The sequence below is a fragment of the Rathayibacter sp. AY1E6 genome, assembly GCF_002931115.1.
Classification (GTDB): domain Bacteria; phylum Actinomycetota; class Actinomycetes; order Actinomycetales; family Microbacteriaceae; genus Rathayibacter.
Window position 1 is genome coordinate 19,679 of record NZ_PSVK01000028.1, and the last position, 10,941, is coordinate 30,619.

Consider the following 10,941-nt stretch of genomic DNA (forward strand, 5'->3'; position numbering starts at 1 on the left):
GAGCCCCGTCCCCCGGAGCGTCCCCGCGACCGTAGCGGTCGGGGAGGGAGCGGGCAACGCGGCGCGACACCCCTCCCTCCCCGCAGCCTCTACCGGAAGGTGCGCCTGACCGCGTTGTTCGCCGGCGTGGGATCGGCGGCGGCGGTCGACACCCTGGCGTCGATCGTCGTGGCGGCCGGCCGGTCGACGAGCGTCACCGAGTAGGTGGTGCTCCGCCCGGCCGAGACGCTCGGCGCGGTCCAGGTGAGGACCGTCGTGCCCGCGGCCGAGCCCTTCGTCTGCACGGCGCCGGGCGCACTCGCCACCGTTCCGCTGACGACGACCCGGGTGGTCGTCGTCGCCGCGTCCCGGGTGCCGGTGTTCCGGACGGTGATCGTGCCCGAGAGGGGAGCCGTCGCTGCCAGTCCCGGCGCCGGCGCCAGCGTCAGTGTGAGGTCGGCGCGGGTGGAGGACTTCACCTGCAGCGACTGCGTCACCGAGGTCGCGGCGAGCCACGCGGAGTCGCCCGCCTGCGTGGCCCGGACGGTGCAGCTCGCCGCGCCCGTCAGCCGCACCGTCGCCGTGCCCGCGCCGGTCGCGGTCAGCGTGCAGCTGCCGCTCGCGTACAGCTTCACGGGCAGACCGGAGGAGGCGTTGGCCGCGACCGGGTAGGCGATCCCCTTCTCGGGCGAGGACGGCATCGCGGTCGAGAAGGCGACCTTCTGCGCCTTCTTCTTCTGCGGGACGACCGCGGTGACCGCGATCGACTGGGTCGCCCGGGGAGCCGCGTCGTGCGAGGCGTCGCCGGCCTGATCCGCGGTGACGGTGCAGGTGCCGGATCCGCTGAAGGTCACGACGCCGCTCGCGAGCGAGCACGCGCCCGTGGCGCCGATCGTGACCGGCAGACCGGAGGAGCCGCCCGCCGCGGTCGGTGTGTAGCGGCCGCCCGCGGTCGCCGTGCTCGGAGCCGCGGAGGTGAAGGCGACCGTCTGCAGCGCCTTGCCGATCGGGAAGGTCCGGACGACCTGCTCCGCGGGCGCGTGAGCGTCGTCGCCGGCCTGATCCAGCGTCAGCGTGCAGGTGCCGACGGAGTCGTAGGACACCGTGCCGTCCTCTCCCAGCGAGCAGGAGTCGGAGGCGTCCAGCACCGGGTCGGCGCTCGACGGGCCGCGGACGATCGACGGGGTCCAGGAGCCGCCGATCCGGGCGTCCGTCGGAGCGGCGTCGCGGAACGACACCGCTCCCGCCGCCGTGCCGACCTCCACCGACTGCGTGATCCGCGGAGCCGCCGAGTGGCGCTCGTCCCCGGCCTGGTCCGCGGTCACCGTGCAGGTGCCGGAGCGGGTGAAGGTCACGACGCCGTCCGCGACCGTGCAGGACCCGGCCGCTCCGAGCACCACGGGGGCGCTCGACGCGCCGGCCGTCACGACGGGCGTGTAGGAGCCCCCCGCGACCGCCGCGTCGGGGACCGGCGAGGCGAACGCCAGCGTCTGGCCGAGGGCGCCGATCGCGAAGGTGCGGACGGACTGCGGAGCGGCGCCGTACCGCGAGTCGCCCGCCTGGTCGAGCGTCAGCGTGCAGGTGCCGACGGAGTCGTAGGACACCACTCCCGCGGCCGCCGAGCATGCTCCGGAGGCGGTCAGCACCGGACGCGCCGTGGACGGTCCGGCGACGATCCGCGGGGTGGTCGTCCCGCCGACCGTCGCGCCGGTCGGCGCGCTGCCGCCGAAGGAGACGGTGCCCGCGAGCAGTCCGACCGCGATCACCTGCGAGGCCCGCTCCGCCGCGTCGTACCGGGCGTCGCCCGTCTGGTCGGCGGTCACCGTGCAGGTGCCCGATCCGGTGAAGGCGACGACCCCGTTCGTGAGCGTGCAGGATCCGGAGGCGCCGAGCACCACGGGGCGCCCCGAGGCTCCGCCGGTCGCGGTCGGGCGGTAGGTGCCGCCCGAGAGCGCCGAGTCCGGCGCCTGCGAGGTGAAGGCCACGGTCTGCGCGACCCGGGTGATCTCGAAGCTGCGCACGGCCGTCGGCGCTGCGCTGTGGCGGATGTCGCCCGCCTGGTCCAGCGTCAGCGTGCAGGTGCCGGCGGAGTCGTAGGAGACCAGTCGGAAGGGCCCGACGGAGCAGGCGCCGGAGGCCGTCAGCACCGGGGGAGCACTGGAGGGGCCGGCGACGACCGCGGCCGTCGAGGAGCCCCCGACCCGGGCCTCGGCCGGAGCATCGCCGCCGAACGCGACGGTGCCCGCGAGCTGCGTGACCGCGACGGTCTGCGAGGCCTGCGCCGCCGCGGCGTAGCGCCCGTCGCCCGCCTGGTCCGCCGTGACGGTGCAGGTGCCGCTGCCGGCGAAGGTGACGACGCCGTCCGCGAGCGTGCAGGCGCCGGTCGCTCCGATCGTCACGGGGAGCCCGGACGCGCCGCCCGTCGCGGTCGGAGTGAGCGTGTCGCCGGCCGCGGCCGTCGACGGCGCGGTCGAGGTGAAGGCGACGGTCTGCGCGATCGCGGTGACCTCGAAGGTCTGGACCGCCCGCGCGGTGCCGTAGGCGGCGTCGCGGTAGTGGATCGCCGTCAGCGTGCAGGTGCCCGCGGAGTCGAACCGGACGGCGCCGTTCTCGCCGTCGGAGCAGGCGCCCGAGACGCTGAGCACCGAGGGGCCGGAGGACGGTCCGCGCGTGAAGGCGGGAGTGAAGGATCCGCCGACCTCCGCGTCGGTCGGGACGGCGGTCGTGAACGCCACGGAGCCGGGCGCGTAGCCGACCTCCACCTCCTGCACGGCGGGCCGGGCGCTGTCGTACTGCCGGTTGCCGTTCTGGTAGGCGAAGACGCCGCAGACGCCCTTCGTGGTGAAGGTGACCACGCCGTCCTTCGCCGAGCACGTCGCGGTGGTGAGGAGGAACGGAGCGATGCCCGAGGCGCCGCCCTCGATCACCGGGCGGTACGTGTCCCCCAGGACGGCGCCGACCGGAGGCGCGCTCGTGATCCGGACCGTCTGCGGGAGGAAGTAGATCGAGTACTCCTGCTCGGCGTGCCGCGCGGGCCAGTAGCCGTCTCCGGGCTGGTCGAGGGACAGCACGCAGAGCCCGGCCCCGTCGTTCCGCACGGTCACTCCGTCCGGGAGGATCGAGCAGTCTCGGCTCGCGGAGAGCACGGGCACGCCCTTCGACGGGCCGGGCACGATCGTCGGCCGGTACGTCTCGAGCGACATCGCGTGCGGGGGCGCGGTGCTCCCGAAGGAGAGGTTCCCCTCGGGAGTCCCGACCGTGATGACCTGCCGGACCTGCGGAGCGGCGTCGTGCCGATCGTCCGCGGCCTGGTCGATCGTCACCGTGCAGGTGCCGTCGCCGAAGAACGTCACCACGTCGTCCGCGATGGTGCAGTTGCCGTTCTCGATCACCGCGATCACGAGCGGGTTGCCCGAGCCGCCGCCGGTCGCCTCGACCGTGTACCGGTCGTCGGTGAACACCCGGTCGGGCGGAGTCGAGGTGACGACGACGGTCTGGGGGATCCGCGAGATCGGGACGAAGCGCACCAGGCCGTCGGCGGCCGCGTACACCTCGTCGCCCGGCTGGTCGAACTGCACGCCGCAGGTCGAGGGCTCGGTGTAGGTCAGGATCTGCGCACCCGTCGCGTCGGGGGCGACGGTGCAGCCGAAGAAGGTCCTGACGAGCACCGGCAGTCCCGAGCTCGAGGTCGCCGTGGCGACGCCGGTCGACTCCAGGACGCCGGTCTTCGGCACCGCGACCGTCAGGGTCTGCGACGCCTTCGCGACTTCGAGATCGAAGGAGGCGCGCCCCGCGGTGTAGTGGTCGTCGCCGGCCTGATCCGCGGTCACGGTGCAGGTGCCGCTCCGGGTGAAGGTCACGACGCCGTCGGCGATCGCGCAGGATCCGGTCGCTCCGATCGAGACGGGGCTCCCGGAGCCGCCGCCGGTGGCCGTCGGAGTGAAGGTGCCCAGCGCCGTCGGCGCGGTCGGCCGCGAGGAGGTGAAGGCGACCGTCTGCGAGAACTTCCGGACCGTGATCCGGAACGAGGACGTGCCGGTGTTGCCGGCCTCGTCGTCCGCGGTGCAGTCGACCGTCGTGTCCCCGATCGGGAAGACGCTTCCCGAGGCGGGCGTGCAGGTCGAGCCCACGGCTCCGTCGACCGCGTCCTGCGCGGAGGACGCGAAGGTGACGACGGCGCCGGAGACGTCGGCCGGCTCGGCCGTGACGGCGGCGGGCACGGTCACGACGGGGGCCGAGCGGTCGGCCAGCGCGAAGGTGCCGGGGATCGACCGGAGGGTGTAGTTCGGCCCCGCGTCGCCTCCGTCGCACCGCGTGACGTAGTCGCCGACGGGCGTGCGCGCTCCGATCGTCACCTTCCCGGTGCCGTCCACCGTGTAGTAGGCGCCGGTCGGCTCGGTGACGAACCGGTCGGTTCCTGCGAAGCCGTCGGCCGTGCAGGTGACCGTCGGGGCGGTCGCGGTGCCGTGCGCCTGCGTCCCGGGGCTCGACGCGGTCACCGAGAGGGGCGCCGGCGAGATCGTGAGCGCGCCGTCGATGGTGATCAGCTGTCCCGAGGGGTTCGTCAGGCCGGAGCAGCGCGTGGGGTAGCGGCCGACGGGGGTCGTCGCGGAGAGCGCCAGCGGCGTCGTGAATCCGGTGTCGGACGCCGCGAAGGCGCCGCAGGAGACCGTCCCCGAGGGGGAGCCGGTCACGGAGGCGGTGATCGCGGGGGGAGTGGATCCGTAGGTCGACGAGGGCGAGGAGGCGGTCACCATCGGGACGGCCGCGACGATGCGCAGCGCGCCGTCCTTGTACCCCGCGATCGTGTAGTCGCTGCTGACCTTCGCGCCGCTGCACCGCGTGGTGAAGGTGGTGAAGGTGGAGGTGGGCCAGTTCGGGATCAAGCGGTAGATGACGTCGTCCGCCGTGACGATCGGCCGGTAGACGCCGGCCGTGAGCGGGGCGCCGAAGGTGTCGGTGCCGACGAAGGCGGCCGTGCAGCGCAGGTCGGGGGACGGCGCGCCTCGCGGGTAGTCGACCGTCGGGGCGGTCACCGTGAGCGCCTTCGGCTTCGCCGTGAAGCTCTGCAGGGGCTCGCCCGCCCAGCCCAGAGGAGCGAGCGCGTCGAGCCTCGCCGCGAGCGTGCAGACGCCGGCGTGGAGCACGGTCACCCTCATGCCGCTGACGGAGCAGGTCTCGGCGGTCCTGCTGCTCAGGACGATCGAGCGGCCGGGCACATCGACGGCCTGCGCGTAGGGGCTCGCGTCGAAGGAGTCGCCGTACGCCTTCTGCGGGAGCGTCGACAGGTCGAAGCGCACGCCGCCCACCGCCACGGTGGCCGGCTCGCTGCGGACGCTGCCCCCGCAGGTGGTCAGGGTCGCCCGGTAGCGGTAGGAGCCGGTGGGATCGGGGCCGGCCTCGAGGAACGCGGTCCCGTCCTCCCGGGCGCCCGCCCGGCCGAGGGCGGGCTTCCACGTGGCGCCGCCGTCGGTGGACCTCTCCCAGGACACGGCGGGGATGCCGCCGTAGACGGCCGAGACGCTCACGCCCATCGTCAGCGTGTAGACCTGGTTGGTGACGCCCGCGATGTCCGAGGGCTGCCGGGTGATGACGGGTGCCGCGGCGCACGCGCGCACCTCGTGGCGCAGAGCGGGGAGCGCCGACCAGCTCCCGCGTCCCGCCTCGGCGGGGGTGATGGTGTCGGGGTAGTGCGCGCGGATCTCGTTCCAGCCCTGCGGGATGTCCCTCGTGGTCAGAACGCCGACGCCGTCCGCGTCGAGGGTCACCCTGCTGGTACCTGCACCGGTGAGGATCTCGACGGTGCCGCCGGCGGCCACCGGCCGGCCCAGGCTCGGGATGGTCACCCTCGCGGTGACGGTGACCTCCTGCCCGAGCATCGAGAAGTCGGGGGTCCGCGTCACGGTCACGGCGGTGTCGTACACCGGAGCGACCACGGGGTCGGCCGCCGTCGGGCCGGCCGTCTGCGAGATCCTCGTCACGCTCGGGTGCACGTAGCTCGAGCCGCCGCCGCCGGCGCCGGGGTCGTTCATGACGCCGAGGGTGTCGTTCATGCTGCCGAACACGTAGGGCGATCCGCCGCCGCCGCCGTACCACCAGCCGGCCCCGCCGCCGCCGCCGCTGTGGCCGGGGAACGAGCAGTTGCCGCCGCCGCCGCGGGAGGCGCCGGCGTCGGCGCCCTTGCCGTCGTTGAGGAACACGCCCCACTGGCCGTTGTTGCCGTCGGCGCACTCGCCGAACGTGCTGTAGCCGCGGGCGCCGGGCGAGCCGCCCGAGCTCTGCCCGGCCGCGCCGCCGCCGCCGCCGTCGGCCGCGTTGTTCCTGCCGCCGTTCCCGCCGCCCCTCGCGCCGCTGCCGGCGTCGGCGTCGCCGCCGACCGAGGACCGCCCGCCGCCGCCTCCGCCGCCCGCCGCCACGGCGAGGGCGTGCTGACAGCCGTCCGAGCCGGCCGTGCTGAGGTACTGGGCGTCGCCGCCCGCGCCGCCGGAGTCGCCCGCGTAGACGCCGCCGTTCACGTAGCGCGTGGCGCCTGCCGCTCCGGCCGGGGCGCCGGTGAGGCGCCCGATCTCCAGCACCTGCCCGGGTGTGACGGGCACCTCCACGACGAGGCTGGAGCCGCGTCCGCCGGCGTTGCCCGTCCCGAGGCCGCTCGCACCCTTCCCGCCGTTCTGTCCGCTGAGGACGGCGCGGACCGTCGAGACCCCGGTCGCGGGAACGGTGTACTGCGACACCGTCGAGACCTTCGGGGAGGTGAAGCATGCGGTGCTGAAGACCGGCGCCGCCGACGCGGTCGGCGCGGCCACGACGCTGAGTCCTGCGCCCGCTACGAGCACGGCCGCGGCGACGAGGGAACGGAGGAAGGACTGGCGCATGTGCTGCTACTCCCGGCTGCTGCCGGGAGCGGGCGCCCGCGGTCGGCTCAGAGTAGGGCGGTCGTGGACCCGCGAGGAAGGCGCAAGGTACACGAACGCCCTGCTCGGGGGGTACGGGAGGCCACTTCTGCCGGAACCTCCCAGGAAGTCCCCGTGCACGTCGGGGCGGCGTCCCCGCCCTGTCGGCGCAGCGTCCCCACCCTGTCCGGGGAGTGTCCCCACCCTGTTGCGGCCGCCGCCCGGGTCGCGTAGCCTAGCGAGGTTGCGTGCATCTGCACGCGCTTGCGTGCTGCCCACCGGGCAGGAGCTCCGGCTCCGGCCGGACAGGCGGGCGGTGCGCCGACAAGTGACCTTGGGTGGGTCGGGCGGGGCTTCGTGCCGCGCGTGATCCACGGTAACCACACATGGAGGAAACCATGGCAGCAGTCTGCCAGGTGACCGGAGCCGTCCCCGGCTTCGGGCACGCCATCTCGCACTCGCACCGGCGCACCAAGCGCCGCTTCGACCCGAACGTGCAGAAGAAGACGTACTACGTGCCGTCGCTTCGCCGTAACGTCACCCTGACCCTCTCGGCCAAGGGCATCAAGGTCATCGACGCCCGTGGCATCGAGTCCGTCGTCAAGGATGTTCTCGCTCGCGGGGTGAAGATCTAATGGCCAAGCAGCAGGACGTCCGTCCGATCATCAAGCTCCGTTCGACGGCCGGCACCGGTTACACGTACGTGACCAAGAAGAACCGCCGCAACGACCCCGACCGTCTCGTGCTCAAGAAGTACGACCCCGTAGTGCGCAAGCACGTCGACTTCCGCGAGGAGCGCTAAGTATGGCCAAGAAGAGCAAGATCGCCCGCAACGAGCAGCGCAAGGTGATCGTCGACCGCTACGCCGCCAAGCGCCTCGAGCTGAAGAAGGCCCTGGTCGACCCGGCCGGGACCGACGAGACCCGTGAGGCCGCCCGCGTCGGCCTCCAGAAGCTCCCCCGCAACGCCTCGCCCGTCCGCGTCCGCTCGCGCGACGCCGTCGACGGCCGCCCCCGCGGCAACCTCACGAAGTTCGGCATCTCGCGTGTCCGCTTCCGTGACATGGCGCACCGCGGCGAGCTGCCCGGCATCACCAAGTCCAGCTGGTGACCCAGCGCCGCTAGCGGCGTGAACGATCGAAGGCCCGTGATCCATCGGATCGCGGGCCTTCGTCGTCCCGCCGGCGGACGTAAAATGTGCGGATGACCGACTCCAGCCTGCCCACCGTCGCCGATATCGCGGCGCTCATCGACCACGCGATCCTGAAGCCCGAGCTCACCCGCGCCGAGGTCGACGCCCAGCTCGACGAGGCGCGAGCGTCCGGCGTGTTCAGCGTCTGCGTCCGCCCCTCCGACATCGCCCACTCGGTCGCCCGGCTCGAGGGCTCCGGCGTCCTGGTCGGCACGGTCATCGGCTTCCCTCACGGCACCACCTCCACCGCGGCGAAGGTCGCGGAGTCGCGTCAGGCGCTCGCCGACGGCGCGTCCGAGCTCGACATGGTCGTCAACATCGGCCGCCTTCGGAGCGGCCTGCTCCAGGACGTCGAGGACGACGTCCGCGCCGTGGTCGAGGCCGCCGAGGGCCACGTCGTCAAGGTCATCCTCGAGACGAGCCTCCTTGACGACGAGCAGGTCGTCGAGGGCAGCCGGGCCGCCGAGCGCGCCGGCGCGGACTTCGTGAAGACCGCCACCGGCTTCGCGGGCGGAGGCGCGAACGAGCACGACCTCCGCCTCATGCGCGGCGCCGTCTCGGAGGCCGTCCAGGTGAAGGCGTCCGGCGGAGTCCGCGACCTCGACACGCTCCTCGCCTACCGCGGCCTCGGAGTCACCCGCTTCGGCACCAGCGGCTCCGCGACCATCCTCGGCGACCTCGCGGCGCGGCACTCGGGCGACTCCTCCGCGGCACGTGTCGACTCCGCCTCCTACTGACGGAGCGGCCGACGAGGGCCGCACCGCACCCGCCGACCGGATGACGCCCGTGCGCCTGCGCCCGGGCCGCGCCGGCCGGTGGGCGGAGCGGACCCGCCGCCCCCTCGACGAGATCGCCCGCGCCCTCAAGGAGCGCGTCTACGCGACCTTCACGGGCCTGGCCGTGGTGATGATCTACCTCGTCGGCGACCACCCCGACGCGGTCCACGCCCTCCAGAGCCTCGTGATCTCGATCGTCGGGATCTCCGCCGCGGGCTTCGTCGCCGAGGTGATCGCGCACCAGGTCGTGCACGCCTCGGCGCCCTCGCGCTCCGAGACGCACACCATGTTGCGGATCGCGGGCGGGGCGCTCGCCTCGGCGTCGCTGCCGGTCCTCGCGCTCGGTGCCGCGGCGCTGGGCTGGATCGACGCGACGGTCGCGCTGCGGATCGGCGCGGGCGTCTACGTCGCCACGCTCGCGGGGATCGCCCTCATCGCCGTCGTGCGCGCGGGCCTCTCCTGGAAGGAGAGCCTCGTCTCGCTGCTCGGGATCGTGGGCCTCGGCGTGCTGGTCGTCGGCGTGCTCGCGCTCGCGCACTGATCCGGAGGCGCCGCCGCGCGTAGGCTCGGACGGATGACGTCACGCACCAGGGTCGAGCTCGGCCGCCGGGAGGACCTCGGCGCCGACTGCGCGAACTGCTTCGGCCTGTGCTGCGTCGCCCTCGCCTTCGCCCGCTCCGCCGACTTCCCGTTCGACAAGCGCGCCGGGGACCCGTGCGTCAACCTCGACGGCGAGGACGCGTGCACGATCCACCGCCGGCTCCGGCCGCAGGGCTTCGTCGGCTGCACCGTCTTCGACTGCTTCGGCGCCGGTCAGAAGGTCTCGCAGCAGACGTTCGGCGGCGTCTCCTGGCGGTCCGACCCGGCCGTGCGCGAGCGGATGTTCGCGGTGTTCCCGCTGATGCGCCGCCTGCACGAGCTGCTCTGGTACCTCGACTCCGCTCTGGCGCTGCCCGGCGTCGGCGCGCCGCTCCTCGATGAGCTGCGCGAGCGGTTCGACGCGGTGCACGCGCACACCCTCGGCGAGCCGGAGCAGGTGGTCGCGGTCGACGTCGACGCGGAGTACGGAGCGTCCCGGCCGCTCCTGATCGCGGCGAGCGCGGCCGCTCGCGCAGGAGCGGCGCCGGCTGCCCGCCGGTCGAGGGGCCGTCGGCTCGCTCCGGGTGCCGATCTGGCGGGCGCATCGCTCCGGAACGCGGACCTGCGGGGGGCGGACCTGCGGGGCGCGCTCCTCCTCGCCGCGGATCTGCGGGGTGCGGATCTGCAGCGGTGCGACCTGCTCGGGGTGGACCTGCGCGACGCTGATGTGTCCGGCGCGCGGCTCGCCGAGGCGGTCTACCTCACCCAGGCGCAGGTGAACAGCGCCCGAGGGGATGCGGCGACCACGCTGCCGTCGCACTTCGAGCGCCCGTCGCACTGGGGCGGCTAGGCCGCCGGGTCAGAGGCTGCGGGGGCCGCCCAGCGACTCGTCGCCGCCCTCGTCGTCGACGCCGAGGGCCTCGACGACCTCGCGGCCGAGGAGGTGCGCGCCGCTCCAGCCCTCGATGACGCACCGGGGGAACGCCTCGCGGTCCGGGGAGCCGAGCCATGCGGCCGCGGCCTCGCGGGCCCACGCCTCGGAGGCGTACACGCCGATGATCTCGGTGCGGTCGTCCCACGGCGTCGCGGTCGAGAGGACGAAGTGGTCACCGTTCACGATCGGATCTCCTCCGGCTCTCGGGGTTCAGCGACCCCGTGGGAGTGCGGGACCGGACCGGACGCTACCCGCGGGCGGGGGAGCGCGTCTCCGGGGTCGACACGAGCGCGGATGAAGGCTACGGGAACGTCGAGCGCGGCGCGATCACCCGATGGTCCCACGCAGGCGGGCGTTCAGCCCACCCAGAGCGGTCGCGATCTCGTTCTCGTCACTTCCGGGGAGGAGGGCGCCGCCCTGCTCGAGGCCGTGGCGCAGGGCCTCGACCTCCTCAGGGGGGAGGCCGCCGCTGTCGAGGAGGGCCTGGAGGGCGGCGAGGATGCCGACGAGGGCGACGGCGTCGTCCAGGTCGAGGGGGCGGACGCAGGACTTGTCCATGTCATCGCTCCTGTTCGGGTCAGGGGTTCGGGGG

General features: G+C 74.0%; 9 protein-coding genes. 6 read left to right on the forward strand and 3 right to left on the reverse strand.

Translation table 11 applies throughout. The features are described from left to right. Positions 1-89: 89 nt before the first annotated feature. Positions 90-6,851 (reverse strand): HYR domain-containing protein, encoded by a 6,762-nt coding sequence (locus tag C5C46_RS15480; RefSeq protein ID WP_146079018.1) that lies wholly within the window; start codon positions 6,849-6,851, stop codon positions 90-92. Positions 6,852-7,267: 416 nt separating this feature from the next. On the opposite strand from C5C46_RS15480, the gene rpmB reads away from it, so the two are divergent. From rpmB to C5C46_RS15510, 6 genes are all read left to right on the forward strand, one after another. Beyond that, positions 7,268-7,504 (forward strand): 50S ribosomal protein L28, encoded by a 237-nt coding sequence (gene rpmB / locus C5C46_RS15485; protein WP_056038148.1) that lies wholly within the window; start codon positions 7,268-7,270, stop codon positions 7,502-7,504. Next, complete coding sequence (gene rpmG / locus C5C46_RS15490) at positions 7,504-7,671, forward strand: 50S ribosomal protein L33 (RefSeq protein ID WP_027692168.1); 168 nt, start codon at positions 7,504-7,506, stop codon at positions 7,669-7,671. The genes rpmB and rpmG overlap by 1 nt, the downstream gene beginning before the upstream one ends. Positions 7,672-7,673: 2 nt before the next feature. Further along, a complete protein-coding gene (rpsN, locus tag C5C46_RS15495) occupies positions 7,674-7,979 on the forward strand; it encodes a 30S ribosomal protein S14 (RefSeq protein ID WP_104225107.1) in 306 nt (101 codons plus the stop codon). Between the two features lie 92 nt (positions 7,980-8,071). Further along, on the forward strand, positions 8,072-8,797 hold the full coding sequence (gene deoC / locus C5C46_RS15500) for a deoxyribose-phosphate aldolase (protein ID WP_181136542.1): 726 nt from the start codon (positions 8,072-8,074) through the stop codon (positions 8,795-8,797). Between the two features lie 40 nt (positions 8,798-8,837). Next, positions 8,838-9,377: a hypothetical protein gene (locus C5C46_RS15505; RefSeq protein WP_104227348.1), complete on the forward strand. Its 540-nt coding sequence runs from the start codon at positions 8,838-8,840 to the stop codon at positions 9,375-9,377. Between the two features lie 33 nt (positions 9,378-9,410). Beyond that, the gene (locus tag C5C46_RS15510) at positions 9,411-10,265 is read left to right on the forward strand and encodes a pentapeptide repeat-containing protein (protein ID WP_104227349.1); all 855 of its coding nucleotides are present in this window, start codon (positions 9,411-9,413) and stop codon (positions 10,263-10,265) included. Between the two features lie 9 nt (positions 10,266-10,274). Here C5C46_RS15510 and C5C46_RS15515 read toward each other — a convergent pair whose 3' ends face one another. Together C5C46_RS15515 and C5C46_RS15520 are read right to left on the reverse strand one after the other, a co-directional pair. Further along, positions 10,275-10,532 carry a hypothetical protein gene (locus C5C46_RS15515; RefSeq protein WP_104225104.1) on the reverse strand — a complete coding sequence of 86 codons (258 nt, stop codon included), beginning with the start codon at positions 10,530-10,532 and terminating at the stop codon, positions 10,275-10,277. A gap of 144 nt (positions 10,533-10,676) precedes the next feature. Further along, positions 10,677-10,941: hypothetical protein (locus C5C46_RS15520; RefSeq protein WP_219812313.1), on the reverse strand; the 265-nt coding region annotated here is incomplete at its 5' end.